This window comes from Variovorax sp. DXTD-1, from assembly GCF_003984625.1.
Lineage (GTDB): Bacteria > Pseudomonadota > Gammaproteobacteria > Burkholderiales > Burkholderiaceae_C > Variovorax.
The window spans coordinates 87,882-101,653 of sequence record NZ_RWKH01000004.1; the positions used below are offsets into that span (position 1 = coordinate 87,882).

The following is a 13,772-nucleotide window of genomic DNA, read 5'->3' on the forward strand; positions in this document are numbered from 1 at the left end:
CAATCGACATGAGCCAGAAGACCAATCCCCTCGCGGGCCAGCCCGCATCGCTGGACCTGCTCGTCAATGTCCCGCGCCTCATATCGGCCTATTACACCGGCCGGCCCGATCCTTCGGTGCCCGCCCAGCGCGTGGCCTTTGGCACATCGGGGCACCGCGGCTCTTCTTTCGACGACGCCTTCAACGAGTGGCATGTGCTGGCCATCAGCCAGGCGATTGCCGATTACCGCAAGCAGAAAGGCATCGACGGCCCGCTGTTTTTGGGCATCGACACGCATGCGCTCTCCACGCCCGCATTCAACAGCGCGGTGGAAGTGCTGGCGGCCAACGGCGTGGAGCTGATGCTGTCGAAGGACGACGAATACACGCCGACGCCCGCCGTCTCGCACGCCATCCTCGTCTACAACCGAGGGCGCACGACCGGGCTGGCCGACGGCATCGTGATCACGCCTTCGCACAACCCGCCCGAAAGCGGCGGCTTCAAGTACAACCCGCCCAACGGCGGTCCGGCGGGCACCGACATCACCTCCGCCGTCGAGGCCGCGGCCAACAAAATGCTGGCGAACGGGCTCGAAGGCGTGAAGCGCATGCCGCTCGCGCAGGCGCTGCGCGCTTCGACCACACACCGGCACGACTACCTCAACACCTACATCGAAGACCTGGCCCAGGTGCTCGACATGGATGCCATCCGCAGCGTGGAGATCGACCTCGGTGTCGACCCGTTGGGTGGTGCCGGCGTGCACTACTGGCCGGCCATCGCCGATCGCTACAAGCTCAAGCGCCTCACCGTGCTGAACCAAGAGGTCGACCCGACCTTTCGCTTCATGTCGCTGGACTGGGACGGCCGCATTCGCATGGACCCGTCGTCGCCCGACGCGATGCACAAGCTGATCGCGCTGAAAGACCGCTTCGGCATCGCCTTTGCCTGCGACACCGACCACGACCGCCATGGCGTGGTCGCGCGCAGCACGGGCCTGATGCAGCCGAACAGCTACCTCGCAGTGATGATCGACTACCTCTACACGCACCGACCGCAATGGCCGGCGCAGGCGGCCGTGGGCAAGACGGTGGTGAGCAGCCAGATGATCGACCGCGTCACGGCCCGGCTCGGCCGCAAGCTCTATGAGGTGCCGGTGGGCTTCAAGTGGTTCGTCGGCGGCCTGGTGGACGGGTCGCTGGGCTTCGGCGGCGAAGAGAGCGCGGGCGCGACCTTCCTGCGCTTCGATGGCTCTGCGTGGACCACCGACAAAGACGGCATCGTGCCTGCCCTGCTCTCGGCCGAGATTGCCGCGCGCACCGGACGCGACCCGGGCGAACGCTATGCGGAACTGACACAGGCACTGGGCCAGCCGGTGTCCGACCGCGTCGATGCGGCCGCCACGGTCGAGCAGAAGAAAAAGCTGTCGAGCCTGTCGCCGCAGCAGATCAGTTCGACCGAACTGGCCGGCGACAAGATCGAAGCCGTGCTGAGCCATGCGCCGGGCAACGGCGCGGCCATCGGCGGCGTAAAGGTCGTCACGGCCAACGGCTGGTTCGCCGCCCGGCCGTCGGGCACGGAGAACATCTACAAGATCTACGGCGAAAGCTTCAAGGGTGCGGAGCACCTGGGGCGCATCCTCGAAGAGGCGCAGAAGGTGGTGGACAAGGCGCTGTCGGCCAGCTGAGGCAACAAACTGCCAGCCATGGAAGCACACACGCTGCGCTTGAACCCGGGCGAAGACCTGCGCGCCGCGCTCGACGCGGCACTGAAGCATCGCGGCGCCGAGGCGGCCTTCGTGGTCTCCGGCATCGGCAGCCTGGACGGAGCGCACATCCGGTACGCCGGTGCAGAAACCGCTGCGGTACTCGAAGGCGACCTTGAAATCCTCACGCTGTCCGGCACGCTCTCGCCGGACGGCGCCCATCTTCACATCAGCGTGTCGGATGGTGCGGGTCAGGTCCGCGGCGGCCATGTTGCGCCGGGCTGCACGGTGCGCACCACGGCCGAGATCCTGGTCGCCTGGCTACCCGAATGGCGCTTCGCTCGGGAGCACGATCCGGCAACCGGTTACGCCGAACTGATGCCGAGGCCCGAGGAGAACTGAACCCGGCAGCACTGGCCGTCCGCTGGGTTCAGGTCGGCGCGCCAGCCAGCCTTCGCTCCAGCCACACGCTGTAGCGCGAAAGCCCGAAGCACAGCACCCAGTACACCGCCGCGATGAAGAGGTAGCCCTCCAGGTAGAACGGCCGCCAGGTCGGGTCGCCGCCCAGGGCCAGGCCCAGCGCGCCGGTCAGCTCGAACAGCCCGACCACCGTGACCAGCGATGTGTCCTTCAGCGTGCCCACCACGTTGTTGGTCAGCGCCGGCACCACGAGCCGCAAGGCCTGCGGCAGCACGATGTCCCGCTGCACCGGCCAGCGGCCAAAGCCGAGTGCCATTGCGACTTCGGTCTGCCCGCGCGGCACGGCCTGCAGGCCGCCGCGGATGATTTCGGCCAGATAGGCCGCGACGAAAAGTGTCAGGCCGGCCAGCACGCGCACCAGCACATCAGGCTGCCACCCGGCAGGCCACAGCAGCGGCAGCAGGAAAGAAGCCATGAACAGCACCGAGATCAGCGGCACGCCGCGAACCAGCTCGATGTAGCTCGCACTCAGCGTGCGAACCACGGGCCAGCCCGAGCGTCGCCCCAGGGCAAGCAGCAGCGCGAGCGGAAAGGCCAGCGCCAGGCCCACCACCGCAAGGCCGATGGTGAGCGGCAAGCCGCCCCAGCGGCTGGTCGGCACATGGACCAGGCCAGCCACGCCGCCGCGCATCAGCAGCACGAACAGAAGCAGCGCCACGATCCAGAGCGGCACCAGCCACCAGCGCCAGCTGCGCGGCCAGGCGCTGAGCACCGTGACGGCCGACAACACGACCACGGCAATGGCAGGACGCCACTGCTCTTCATAGGGAAAGCGGCCGAACAGCATTGGCCGCCACTTCTCGGCTACCACGCCCCAGCAGGCGCCGTGCTGCACCGCGCGGCAGGCTTCGGCGTCGGGCCGGAATACCGCGTGCACCACGCCCCATTCGACGGCCTGGAAACCGCCCCACGCGAGCAGCGCAAGAAGCAACACCGTGGCCAGCGCCCGCAGCGGCGAACCCCAAAGTTCGCTGCGCCACGCGATGGGCCCTTGCGCGATGTTTCTCATCGCCAGCCTCGCAATGCGACGCGCGCGTTGTAGCGGTTCATGCCGAAGGAGATCACGAGCGACAGCAGCAGGTACACCGCCATGATGATCGCGATGCACTCGAAGGCGCGGCCGTTCGAGCCGATGGTGGTGTTGGCCACCGACACCAGTTCCGGATAGCCCACGGCCACCGCAAGCGATGAATTCTTCGTCAGGCTGAGGAGTTGGTTGGTGAGCGAAGGCACGATCACCCGCAGCGCCTGCGGCAGGATCACGATGCGCAATTGCTGCACCGACGTCAGCCCCAACGCCTGCCCGGCCAGCACCTGTCCCTGAGACACCGACAGGATGCCGGCGCGCACGATTTCCGCCACGAAGGCCGCCGAGTAAAACGACAGCCCCGCGACGATGGTCACGTACTCCGGGCTCAGCGCCGCACCGCCACTCACGCCGAAGTCGCCCTTCTCGGGCCATTCGAAGTGCGTCGGCCACCAGCCGCCTTCGTCCGACACAGGCCAGGGCACGCTCAAGCCGCCCTTGCTGAGCCATACCCCCGGCAGCAAGCGCACGGGCTCGGTCGGGTCTGGCAACAGGTTAGCCATGGCAAAGGCCAGCATCAGCAATTGCACCAGCAAAGGCACATTGCGCAGCACTTCAACATACGAGGTGCAGATACCGCGCAGCAGCACATGCGGCGCGAGCCGGCCGATGCCGATCAGCGTGCCGAGCACGACCGCGAACACAGCCGCGGGCACCGCCGCTCGCACGGTGTTGATCAACCCCGCCAGGAAGGCGCGCCAGAACGGCTGGCTGGCATCGAAGTCGAGCCAGCCTTCGCTGATGGAAAAGCCCGCGGGCTCGGTGAGAAAGTCGAAGCCTGAACGAACCCCGCGCGAGCGCAGCACTTCGAGCGCATGGTTCACCACCCAGACGGCGCCGGCCACGACGGCCAGTACCAGCAGCGCCTGGGCGACCCAGGCCAGCCAGGCGCCGCGGCGCGAGGCTTCGCGGCTCATCGAACGGGTGGTGCGTAGATCAGGCCGCCCTTGTTCCAGAGGTTGTTCGAGCCGCGCGGCAGCTTGAGCACCGATTTCGGCCCGACGTTGCGCTCGAACATCTCGCCGTAGTTGCCCACGGCCTTGATGGCGCGGAACGACCAGTCCTTGTCGAGGCCCAGCAGCTTGCCCAGGTCTTCGCCGGTGCCGACCAGGCGCTGCTGTGCCGGATCCTTGCTGTTGGCCTTCAGGTCGTCTGCATTGGCTTGGGTGACGCCGAATTCCTCGGCCTCGATGAGCGCGTTGGGCACCCACTTGGCAATGGCAAACCATTCGTCGTCGCCGCGGCGCACCAGCGGCGCGAGCGGTTCCTTGGAAATGAGCTCGGGCAGGATGATGTAGTCGTCAGGGTTGGGCGCCTCCTTGTTGCGCAGGCCCGCGAGCGCCGAAGCGTCGGTGGTGAAAGCCTGGCAGCGGCCCGAGAAAAAGGCTTTGAACGAAGCCTCGAAGCTTTCGAACACCACCGTCTTGACCGGAATGTTCTGGGCGCGGAAGTAGTCGGACACGTTCTTCTCGTTGGTGGTGCCCGACTGCGTGCAGATGGTCGCGTTCTTGAGCTGTTTGGCGCTGGTCACCTTGAGCTTCTTCGGCACCAGGAAGCCCTGGCCGTCGTAGTAGGTGATGGTGGTGAAGTTGAAGCCCAGCGAAGCATCGCGCGTCAGCGTCCACGTGGTGTTGCGCGCAAGAATGTCGATTTCACCGGCCTGCAGGGCCGAGAAGCGCTGCTGGGAGTTGAGCGGCACAAAGTCGACTTTTTTCGCGTCACCCAGCACGGCTGCGGCAATGGCGCGGCAGGTATCGACATCCAGACCCGACCAGTTGCCCTGTGTATCGGGCGCGGAAAAACCGGCCACGCCGTTTGTCACGCCGCATTTCACAGTGCCGCGCTGCTTGACGGCATCGAGCGTTTTACCGGCGAAGGCCGGCGCCGCGGCCACAAAAGCAAAGGCGGATGCGGCAACAGCCAGCACGGGACGGAATCGACTCTTCATTGGTGTGTTCTCCTCAACAAACAAGCAAAAGGCAGTGTACGGGGCGGCGCGCTACTCTGCCAAAGAACGGACGGTTGAATGCATATGCAGCGTCGCGCGCCGTTCCGGGCTTTTCCTGCCCGCGGCGCATTCACTAACATATGGCCTTTCAATCACTCTCACCAGGAATCTGCTCATGACCAAATCCGATGACACCGGCAAGCTCGTTCTACGCGTTGCACTCGGCATCCTCATCCTGTTGCACGGCATTGCGAAGGTCGGCAAGGGCGTCGACGGCATCGGCGGCATGCTGGCATCCCACGGGTTGCCGGCGGCCATGGCATACCTGGTCTACGTCGGTGAGATCCTCGCGCCCGTGCTGCTGATCGTGGGCCTGTTCACCCGCCCGGCAGCGCTGATCGTTGCCATCAACATGGTGGCGGCGATCTGGCTGGTGCATCAGAAGGACCTGGGCGCACTCAATGGCCAAGGCGGCTGGGCGCTGGAACTGCAGGGCATGTTCCTGTTCTCGGCAATTGCCATCGCACTCTTTGGCAGCGGCCGCTTCGGCCTGGGCGGCAAGTACAACTGAACGCATGCGGCCGGTGATGAACCGGCCGCTTTTTTTCAGTCGTCGTCGTTGGCATCGAGCCCGGGAAATAAAACGTCGGTGTAGCCGAAGCGCGAAAAGTCACGCACACGCATCGGGTAGAGCTTGCCAAGCAGGTGATCGACCTCGTGCTGCACCACGCGCGCATGAAAACCGCTCACGGTCCGGTCGATCGGATCGCCATACGGATCGAAGCCGGTATAGCGGATGTTCGAGAAGCGCGGCACCACGCCGCGCAGGCCAGGCACCGAAAGGCACCCTTCCCAGCCCTCTTCTTCCTCGTCGCCAATCGGCGTGATGACGGGATTCAGCAGCACGGTGCGGGGCACCGGCGGCGCATCGGGGTAGCGTGGGTTGACGACGTCTGTGCCGAAAATGACCAGCTGCTGGTCGACGCCGATCTGCGGTGCGGCCAGCCCGGCACCGTTGACCGCAATCATCGTCTCGAACATGTCGCGCACCAGAAGGTGCAGTTCGTCGGTGTCGAAAGCAGTCACCGGCTGCGCAACGCGCAGCAGCCGGGGATCGCCCATTTTCAGGATTTCGCGAATGGCCATGGCGGGATTATCGCGACAGCCGAGCGCCAAGGCTCAGTGGCCCGCCACGCTCCGATCAGGGAGGCGTTTGAGTCTTGGAGTCGGGCGACGTGTACAGCCGTTGACGGGCGTTTGGTGGTGGCGAGCGGTACTGCGGCAATGGCGACACGCCGGTATTCCCCGTCGGCGGCACGATGGCACCACCACCCGGAGGCCGTCCGCCGCCGCTCCAGCCCGGGCGTCCCCCCGGGTATCCCGGCCGCACGGCTGGATAACCTGGCCGTCCGTAGTACGGACGATTGCCGTAATAAGGCCGCCCGCCGTAGTAAGGCCGTCGACCTTCATAGTAGGCGCCGCCCTCGATGTAGACAGGCGCCGGCTGAACGACCACCGGATTGTCGTAATACGGCTGCGAATAGCCCCCGTCGTAGTATGGATCGCCGGGCACCGCAACGCAGCCGCCGAGGAGCGCGATGCCGCCAATGGCGACGCAGGTACCGAGAACACGAATTTTCTGCATAAGGGACTCCTTGTCAGCCTTTTGTCTTCAACGCCAGCTTGTAGTCCCTGTTGACTGCGCTGGTGTGAAGTCACGTAACCAGCCGTAAGGACATCGAACCTCCAAACCTTTCAGCTCGGCACGCCGTTGGCGAGTATCTCCAGCATACCCGCCTCGTCGATCACGCTCACGCCGAGCTCGCGGGCCTTGTCCAGCTTGCTGCCGGCCTCCTCGCCCGCAACCAGGTAGTTGGTTTTCTTGCTGACGGAGCCAGCCACTTTGGCACCGGCTGATTCCAGTTTGTCCTTTGCTACGTCCCTGCTGAGCGTAGGAAGGGTGCCGGTGATGACGAAGGTCAGTCCCGCCAGCGGCTTGGGCGCGCGGGCGGCGGGTTCGCCTTCTTCCCATGTGAGGCCGCAGGCGCGCAGTTGTTCTACCACCTCGCGGTTGTGCGGCTGGTCGAAGAAGGTGCGCAGGCTTTGCGCCACCACCGGGCCGACGTCGTTGACCTCGAGCAACTGTTCTTCGCTCGCGTCCATGATCGCGTCGAGCTTGCCGAAATGTTTGGCCAGGTCTTTCGCGGTGCTTTCGCCCACATGCCGGATCCCCAGCCCGAACAGGAAGCGCGGCAGCGTGGTTTTCTTCGAGGCTTCCAGCGCGTCGACAAGGTTCTTGGCCGACTTCTCCGCCATGCGGTCCAGGCCCGCCAGGGTGGTGAAGCCAAGCCTGTACAGATCGGGCAAGGTGCGGATCAGGTTGGCATCGACCAGTTGCTCGACCAGCTTGTCGCCGAGCCCGTCGACATCGACCGCGCGGCGTGCCGCAAAGTGCAGGATGGCTTCCTTGCGCTGGGCGCCGCAGAACAGGCCGCCTGTGCAGCGGTAGTCGACTTCGCCCTCTTCGCGCAGCGCTTCCGATCCGCACACCGGGCACTGGCGCGGCATGGTGAAAAGCGGGCCGCGCTCGCCCTCGGGCTTGGCCAGGCTCTCGGGCACCACACCGACCACTTCGGGAATCACGTCGCCAGCGCGGCGCACGATGACCTGGTCGCCCACGCGCACGTCCTTGCGGCGTGCCTCGTCCTCGTTGTGCAGCGTGGCGTTGGTCACGGTCACGCCGCCGACGAACACGGGTGCAAGCTTGGCCACCGGCGTGAGCTTGCCGGTGCGGCCCACCTGCACTTCGATGCCGAGCACCTCGGTGAGTTGTTCCTGCGCCGGGTATTTATGCGCCACGGCCCATCGCGGCTCGCGCGAGACGAAGCCGAGCTGCCGCTGCAACTCCAGGCTGTCGACCTTGTAGACCACGCCGTCGATGTCGTAGGGCAAGGCGTCGCGCTGGCGGCCGATGTTCTCGTGGAACGCGATCAACTCGATCGCGCCCCTTGCGCGTGCCGTCTGCTTGGCCACCGGAAAACCCCATGCGTCGAACTGCTGCAGCCAGTCGAACTGGGTCGGAAAATCCGGTCCGCCCTCGCTGGCCGGAGTGACCTCGCCAAGGCCGTAGGCAAAAAAGCTCAGCGGGCGCGCTGCGGCAATGGCCGGATCGAGCTGGCGCACTGCACCTGCCGCCGCGTTGCGCGGGTTGACGAACACCTTCTCGTTCTTTTGGCCGGCCGCGATCTTTTCTCGCTGGCGCTCATTGAGCGCGTCGAAGTCGGCGCGCTTCATGTAGACCTCGCCGCGCACTTCGACCACGGGCGGCGCCTTGCCGTTGAGCCGCAATGGAATGTCGCGTACCGTGCGGATGTTCTGCGTGACCTCTTCGCCCACCTCGCCGTCGCCGCGCGTTGCGGCCTGCACCAGCACGCCGTTCTCGTAGCGCAGGTTCATGGCCAAGCCATCGAACTTGAGCTCGCAGACGTATTCGACCTGAGGCCCGTCTTCAGCCAGGCCCAGCTCCCTGCGCACCCGCGCATCAAACGCGCTGGCGCCGCCGGGCGAAATGTCCGTTTCGGTGCGAATCGACAGCATCGGCACCTTGTGGCGCACCTTCACAAAACCTTCGAGCACCTTGCCGCCGACGCGCTGCGTGGGCGAATCGGGCGTGCGCAGGTCGGGAAACTCGGCCTCGATGGCCTGCAGCCGCTGGAACAGCTTGTCGTACTCGGCGTCGGGCAGTTCGGGCGCGTCGAGCACGTAATAAAGATGGGCGTGCTTGTGAAGCTGTTCGCTCAGTGCGGCGGCTTCGCGTGCCGCTTCGTCGCGCGTTGTCATGGGTGTCTCCCGAAGAAATCGGATCAGCTGAAGAGGCGTCGCGCCAAAGGCGAACCCGCGGCCAGGTCGCGCGACTCCAGCGTGTCGTAGAGCTGTTCGAGGTCGGCGCCGATCACGTCCATGGTTTCCTCGCGCAGCAACTGTCCGTCGCTGTCGGTCACCACGCCGTCCATCTCGCGCGCCAGCGTGGCGGCGGCTTCGCGCATGCGGCGGAACGGCTGCTCGGCGCGGTCGACCTGGGGCACGTCCAGGCTCAGGCTGAGCTCGCGGATGGCCGACTGCGCCGGATCGTCGGCCAGCGCGGCTTGGGTGTCGAACGACAGCCCGAGGATCGGCGGCAGCCCGACTTCGCTGGTCGGCAGCACCATGCGGCCGGGAATGATGCCCGCCACAAAGCCCAGCCGCGCCGCGTTCTGCTGCACATAGCCGGGGCTCCAGGCCGCGTGCAGCGCGCGCAGCACAAAGCCCAGCTGCGCATCGTGCGCGCTGGCGAATTGGTCGAGCTCGCGGGCACGCGCCACTTCATCGAGCATTTCAGGAAATTCGAGCGCGCCGTTGACCGCATCCGCAAAGGCCTGCGCCTTCACCACGAATTCGGAATACTCGATCTCGTTGAGCGCGCCGGTGCGGTTGGCCAACTGCACGCCGACCTGGAAGGCACTGTAGCGCTGGCCCGCCACCGGCGGCTCCCATTGGCCGGTGTGCTCGTTCAGGCCTTCGATGGCAACTGGCTTGCTGCCTGCTCGGCGGGTGGGCGGCATGGCCGCAATGGCTGCATCGCCCGATGCAAGGCCGTCCAGCGACACCGGAGCGATCACGTCGATGAGCGGATCGAGCCCGCCGCGCCGCTCGGCGGTCGGCAGCGGGCTGGCGCCGGGCGCCGGCAAATCGGGGTCGAACAAGGGTTCGTGGCGCTCCTGGCCCGGCGGCATCTGGTGCGGATCGACGCGCAGCATCGGCTCAACGCCATCTGGTGAAGACGGCGAATGATCGTCATCGAACAGCTCACCGCCGGCGGCGTCGGGCTGCCGCGGCGCATTGCGGCGCGATGTGACGGTGTTGTAGGCCACGACGGCCGCGAGAACGAGGCCGCCCAGGATGGCCAGGGCGAGAGTGAGATTGCTCATGCGCGCTGCTCGCTCAAGCAGCTTCGACCATCGAGGCGGCCGACTCCATGTCGACCGCAACGATGCGCGACACGCCCTGCTCCTGCATGGTCACGCCGATCAGCTGCTCGGCCATCTCCATGGCGATCTTGTTGTGGCTGATGAAGAGGAACTGGGTTTCGCGGCTCATGGCGGTCACGAGTTTGGCATAGCGTTCGGTGTTGGCGTCGTCCAGCGGCGCGTCCACTTCGTCGAGCAGACAGAAAGGCGCCGGGTTGAGCTGGAAGATCGCGAACACCAGCGCAATGGCCGTGAGCGCCTTCTCGCCGCCCGAGAGCAGGTGGATGGTCTGGTTCTTCTTGCCTGGAGGCTGCGCCAGCACCTGCACGCCGGCATCGAGGATTTCATCGCCCGTCATCACCAGCCGCGCATTGCCGCCGCCGAACAGCTCGGGGAACATGCGGCTGAAGTGCTCGTTGACGATCTTGAAGGTGCCGCCGAGAAGCTCGCGCGTTTCGCCGTCGATCTTGCGGATGGCGTCTTCGAGCGTGCCGATGGCTTCGTTCAGGTCAGCCGATTGCGCATCGAGGAAGGTCTTGCGCTCGCTGGCAATGGCGAGTTCGTCCAGCGCCGCCAGATTGACGGCGCCCAGCGCGACCACTTCGCGGTTCAGGCGGTCGATTTCGCTTTGCAGGCCCGTGAGGCGCACCTTGTCGGTTTCGATCGACTGGGCAACGGCTTCGAGATCGGCGCCCGCGTCGTCGAGCAACTGCTGGTACTGCTCGACACCCAGGCGCGCGGCCTGTTCCTTGAGCTGGAATTCGGTGATGCGCTGGCGCAGCGGATCAAGCTCGCGTTCTAGCTGCAGCCGGCGCTCGTCGCTGGCGCGCAGCTTCAGCGTGAGGTCGTCGTACTGGCTGCGCGCGGCCCCCAGGGCGCCTTCGCGCTCGAGCTTGAGCGCCAGCGCATCCTGCAGCCCGGCTTGGGCTGCCGCATCGGACAGGCGGCCGAGTTCGGTTCTGGCGCGCTCGTCTTCGTCGGTAAGGGCCACCACCTGCTGCGATGCAGTTTCGATGGCCCGGCTCAGCTCGCCGCGGCGGGCTTCGAGCGTGCGCTGCGAAAAAGTGGCTTCCTGCGCCTGGCGCTCCAGGCTGCGATGCTGCTCGCGGCTCGCGGCCAATGCACGGCCGGCTTCGATCACGCGCTCGTCGAGCTGCGCATGGCGCTCCTGGCTGTCGGCCAGCTGCATGTCCAGCTCTTCGAACCGGCCTTCGGCGGCCATGCGCTTTTCCTGCAGCTCCTCGAGCTGCGCATCGACTTCGGCAAGGTCGGCGGCAAGTTGCTCGCTGCGTGCCCGCGTCTGCTCGGCAAGCTGGGTCATGCGCAGGGTTTCGACCTGCAGTTCGTGCGCACGCGATTGCGTCTCGGCCGCTTCACGGCGCGCCGTCACAAGGCGTTGCGCGGCATCGACGTAGGCGGCTTCGGCGCGGACCAGCGCGGTGCGCGCCTCTTCGCTGACGAGCGTCTGGGCGCGCAGCTGGCGCTCCAGGTTTTCCATTTCCTGCTGGCGTGCCAGCAGGCCGGCCTGCTCGGAATCTGGGGCGTAGAAGTTCACGCTGTGCGAGAAGACGGCGTGGCCGCTCTGCACGTAGATGACTTCGCCCGGCTGCAGCGTGCCGCGCTGCGCAAGGGCCTCTTCGAAACTCTGCGCCGTGTAGCAGCCGTGGAGCCAGTCGGTCAGCAAGGCTTGCAGGCCCGCATCGTTCAGGCGCAGCAGGCTCGACAGCCGAGGCAGCGTGCCGGCACCTTCCGGCACCCCGGCCTCGGGCGGGCTGTAGAACGCCAGCTTGGCGGGCGGCGCATCGCTGCCGAAGGCGCGCACCATGTCGAGCCGGCTGACTTCGAGCGCACCCAGGCGCTCGCGCAGCGCAGCTTCGAGCGCGTTTTCCCAGCCCTGCTCTATGTGAATGCGGCTCCACAGCCCCTGCATGCCTTCGAGCCCGTGCTTGGCAAGCCAAGGGGCGAGCTTACCGTCCGTCTTGACCTTTTCCTGCAGGGCACGCAGTGCTTCGAGCCGCGCCGAAAGTTCGGCGTGGCGCGCGCCCTCGGTGTTGACGGCCTGCTGCTTCGCGCGGCGGTCGTCATCGAGCTGTGGCACAGATTCCTGCAGTTCATGCAGGCGGGCATCGGCCTCGCTGGCGACCTCCTGTGCGGCCGCGTGTTCCTCCTGCATAGTCTGCAGGCGGGCTTCGTCTGGCGCGGCCAGCGCGTTCTGGTCGGCACGCAGGCGTTCGCCGCGCTGCGTGAGCTGCCGGCTCTGGTCCTCGATGTTGCGCTGATCGGCGGCCAGCACCTGGATCTGCTGCTGAATCTGCACCACGGCGCCGCGCTGCGCATTGGCTTCGTCCTGCGCGCGCTGCTGCGCTTCCTCCAGCTCGGGCATGCGAGCGTCGTGCTCTTCGAGCTGCGCGGCCAGCATGACGGCTTGCTCCTCGGCGTCGACGCCCTGGCCGGCCAGCGTTTCGATCTCCGCCTCGGCTTCTTCGCGGCGGCGGCCCCACTGGCCCATTTGCTCGCGCAGCTGAACGAGCCGCTGCTCCACGCGCTGGCGGCCTTCGACCACGAACCGGATCTCGCCTTCGAGGCGGCCGACTTCGGCGCTGGCTTCGTAGAGCTTGCCCTGCGCCTGGTTGACCTGGTCGCCGGCCGCGTAGTGGGCCTGGCGCACGGTTTCGAGTTCGGCCTCGATGCGGCGCAGGTCGGCGGTACGCGATTCCAGGTCGTTGATCGCCTTTTCGGAGTCGGCCTTGATCTTGGCCTGGTCGGCGTCGCTTTCGCTGCGCTTCAGGAACCACAGCTGGTGCTGTTTCTTGGTGGCTTCGCCCTGCAGCGTGTTGTAGCGCGCGGCCACCTCGGCCTGCTTCTCCAGCTTTTCGAGATTCGCGTTCAGTTCGCGAAGAATGTCTTCGACGCGCGTGAGGTTCTCGCGCGTGTCGCCCAGACGGTTCTCGGTTTCGCGCCGGCGTTCCTTGTATTTGGAAACACCCGCCGCTTCTTCCAGGAACAGGCGCAGTTCTTCGGGCTTGGATTCGATGATCCGGCTGATCGTGCCCTGCCCGATGATGGCGTAGGCGCGCGGGCCGAGGCCCGTGCCCAGGAACACGTCCTGCACGTCGCGCCGGCGCACCGGCTGGTTGTTGATGTAGTAGCTGCTGGTGCCGTCGCGCGTGAGCACGCGCCGCACGGCAATTTCGCCGAACTGGTTCCACTGGCCGCCGGCGCGATGGTCGGCGTTGTCGAACACCAGTTCCACGCTGGAGCGGCTGGCCTGCTTGCGCGTGGTCGTGCCGTTGAAGATCACGTCCTGCATCGACTCGCCACGCAGCTCCGATGCGCGCGACTCGCCCAGCACCCAGCGCACCGCATCCATGATGTTCGACTTGCCGCAACCGTTGGGCCCGACCACGCCGACCAGCTGGCCTGGCAGCAGGAAGTTGGTCGGTTCGGCGAACGACTTGAAGCCTGAAAGCTTGATGGAATTGAGACGCACGACTTGTCGGCCTGCCTTGGCATAGCGCCAAGGTATTGATTTGTAAGGAAAATTGCACGGGCCCGCCGCTTGAAGCAGG

11 protein-coding genes are annotated in these 13,772 nt (G+C 66.2%); 3 read left to right on the forward strand and 8 right to left on the reverse strand.

Annotation, left to right across the window (positions count from 1 at the left end; genetic code table 11):
- The first annotated feature begins 8 nt into the window (after window positions 1–8).
- Both pgm and EJI00_RS05110 read left to right on the forward strand, forming a co-directional pair.
- On the forward strand, window positions 9–1,664 hold the full coding sequence (pgm, locus tag EJI00_RS05105) for a phosphoglucomutase (alpha-D-glucose-1,6-bisphosphate-dependent) (protein WP_126746389.1): 1,656 nt from the start codon (window positions 9–11) through the stop codon (window positions 1,662–1,664).
- A gap of 18 nt (window positions 1,665–1,682) precedes the next feature.
- Window positions 1,683–2,084: a PPC domain-containing DNA-binding protein gene (locus EJI00_RS05110; protein ID WP_126746390.1), complete on the forward strand. Its 402-nt coding sequence runs from the start codon at window positions 1,683–1,685 to the stop codon at window positions 2,082–2,084.
- Between the two features lie 28 nt (window positions 2,085–2,112).
- Here EJI00_RS05110 and EJI00_RS05115 read toward each other — a convergent pair whose 3' ends face one another.
- Genes EJI00_RS05115 through EJI00_RS05125 form a run of 3 tightly spaced genes read right to left on the reverse strand, consistent with a single transcriptional unit; the run spans window position 2,113 to window position 5,197 of the window.
- Entirely contained in the window at window positions 2,113–3,171 is a 1,059-nt protein-coding gene (locus tag EJI00_RS05115; protein ID WP_126746391.1) for an amino acid ABC transporter permease, read from the reverse strand.
- Complete coding sequence (locus tag EJI00_RS05120) at window positions 3,168–4,166, reverse strand: ABC transporter permease subunit (protein WP_126746392.1); 999 nt, start codon at window positions 4,164–4,166, stop codon at window positions 3,168–3,170. Before EJI00_RS05120 ends, EJI00_RS05115 begins: the two co-directional genes overlap by 4 nt.
- Window positions 4,163–5,197 (reverse strand): amino acid ABC transporter substrate-binding protein, encoded by a 1,035-nt coding sequence (locus tag EJI00_RS05125; RefSeq protein WP_126746393.1) that lies wholly within the window; start codon window positions 5,195–5,197, stop codon window positions 4,163–4,165. Before EJI00_RS05125 ends, EJI00_RS05120 begins: the two co-directional genes overlap by 4 nt.
- A 175-nt stretch (window positions 5,198–5,372) precedes the next feature.
- On the opposite strand from EJI00_RS05125, the gene EJI00_RS05130 reads away from it, so the two are divergent.
- Window positions 5,373–5,768 (forward strand): DoxX family protein, encoded by a 396-nt coding sequence (locus EJI00_RS05130; RefSeq protein ID WP_126746394.1) that lies wholly within the window; start codon window positions 5,373–5,375, stop codon window positions 5,766–5,768.
- A 35-nt stretch (window positions 5,769–5,803) separates the two neighbouring features.
- Here the strand turns inward: EJI00_RS05130 and def are convergent, their stop codons facing one another.
- The 5 genes from def to smc all read right to left on the reverse strand — a co-directional run bounded on the left by def (window position 5,804) and on the right by smc (window position 13,693).
- The gene (gene def, locus EJI00_RS05135) at window positions 5,804–6,343 is read right to left on the reverse strand and encodes a peptide deformylase (RefSeq protein WP_126746395.1); all 540 of its coding nucleotides are present in this window, start codon (window positions 6,341–6,343) and stop codon (window positions 5,804–5,806) included.
- A gap of 55 nt (window positions 6,344–6,398) precedes the next feature.
- The gene (locus tag EJI00_RS05140; RefSeq protein WP_126746396.1) at window positions 6,399–6,842 is read right to left on the reverse strand and encodes a hypothetical protein; all 444 of its coding nucleotides are present in this window, start codon (window positions 6,840–6,842) and stop codon (window positions 6,399–6,401) included.
- A 110-nt stretch (window positions 6,843–6,952) separates the two neighbouring features.
- Window positions 6,953–9,037, reverse strand: coding sequence for an NAD-dependent DNA ligase LigA (gene ligA, locus EJI00_RS05145; RefSeq protein WP_126746397.1), 2,085 nt, complete (start codon window positions 9,035–9,037; stop codon window positions 6,953–6,955).
- A 23-nt stretch (window positions 9,038–9,060) separates the two neighbouring features.
- Window positions 9,061–10,164, reverse strand: a complete 1,104-nt coding sequence (locus EJI00_RS05150) for a cell division protein ZipA C-terminal FtsZ-binding domain-containing protein (protein WP_126746398.1) — start codon at window positions 10,162–10,164, stop codon at window positions 9,061–9,063.
- A 13-nt stretch (window positions 10,165–10,177) separates the two neighbouring features.
- Complete coding sequence (gene smc / locus EJI00_RS05155; protein WP_126746399.1) at window positions 10,178–13,693, reverse strand: chromosome segregation protein SMC; 3,516 nt, start codon at window positions 13,691–13,693, stop codon at window positions 10,178–10,180.
- Window positions 13,694–13,772 lie beyond the last annotated feature (79 nt).

What these genes read in the sequence shown, in the direction of transcription:
- pgm (WP_126746389.1), top strand. Translation starts at nt 9, where the DNA reads ATGAGCCAGAAGACCAATCCCCTCGCGGGCCAGCCCGCATCGCTGGAC.
- EJI00_RS05110 (WP_126746390.1), top strand. Translation starts at nt 1,683, where the DNA reads ATGGAAGCACACACGCTGCGCTTGAACCCGGGCGAAGACCTGCGCGCC.
- EJI00_RS05115 (WP_126746391.1), bottom strand. Translation starts at nt 3,171, where the DNA reads ATGAGAAACATCGCGCAAGGGCCCATCGCGTGGCGCAGCGAACTTTGG.
- EJI00_RS05120 (WP_126746392.1), bottom strand. Translation starts at nt 4,166, where the DNA reads ATGAGCCGCGAAGCCTCGCGCCGCGGCGCCTGGCTGGCCTGGGTCGCC.
- EJI00_RS05125 (WP_126746393.1), bottom strand. Translation starts at nt 5,197, where the DNA reads ATGAAGAGTCGATTCCGTCCCGTGCTGGCTGTTGCCGCATCCGCCTTT.
- EJI00_RS05130 (WP_126746394.1), top strand. Translation starts at nt 5,373, where the DNA reads ATGACCAAATCCGATGACACCGGCAAGCTCGTTCTACGCGTTGCACTC.
- def (WP_126746395.1), bottom strand. Translation starts at nt 6,343, where the DNA reads ATGGCCATTCGCGAAATCCTGAAAATGGGCGATCCCCGGCTGCTGCGC.
- EJI00_RS05140 (WP_126746396.1), bottom strand. Translation starts at nt 6,842, where the DNA reads ATGCAGAAAATTCGTGTTCTCGGTACCTGCGTCGCCATTGGCGGCATC.
- ligA (WP_126746397.1), bottom strand. Translation starts at nt 9,037, where the DNA reads ATGACAACGCGCGACGAAGCGGCACGCGAAGCCGCCGCACTGAGCGAA.
- EJI00_RS05150 (WP_126746398.1), bottom strand. Translation starts at nt 10,164, where the DNA reads ATGAGCAATCTCACTCTCGCCCTGGCCATCCTGGGCGGCCTCGTTCTC.